The organism is Mesorhizobium sp. M7A.F.Ca.MR.148.00.0.0, from assembly GCF_003997735.1.
In the GTDB taxonomy this organism is placed as follows: Bacteria; Pseudomonadota; Alphaproteobacteria; order Rhizobiales; family Rhizobiaceae; genus Mesorhizobium.
On the sequence record NZ_RZTB01000590.1, the window covers coordinates 1 to 264 of the forward strand.

The window sequence follows — 264 nt, forward strand, 5'->3', positions numbered from 1 at the left end:
ATTTTTCTCGGTGACTTCTTCATGATGGTGGTGCTGTTCACGGCGCTGAACGCTTTTCTCGAAAGCTTCTTCTTCCATCGCGGCGACCCGGTCTGGCTGTTCTTCGTCCTCGGCGTGCTTGGCCTCCGGCAAGTCTCGCTGCGGCCGATGGCGGTGCGCGATCCCGATCGCGGCTCGCGATCCTGACAGGGCTTCCCCAGGGAAGCGCTAGCGTCTATGTGAAGGCCTTCCTTCGGAGGGCTTTCGATGACGATCGGGCTTGTT

1 pseudogene is annotated in these 264 nt (G+C 60.2%); it reads left to right on the plus strand.

The features are described 5' to 3' along the window. Positions 1-186: pseudogene (locus EOB49_RS35440) on the plus strand (O-antigen ligase family protein); the annotation flags it as partial. Positions 187-264 lie beyond the last annotated feature (78 nt).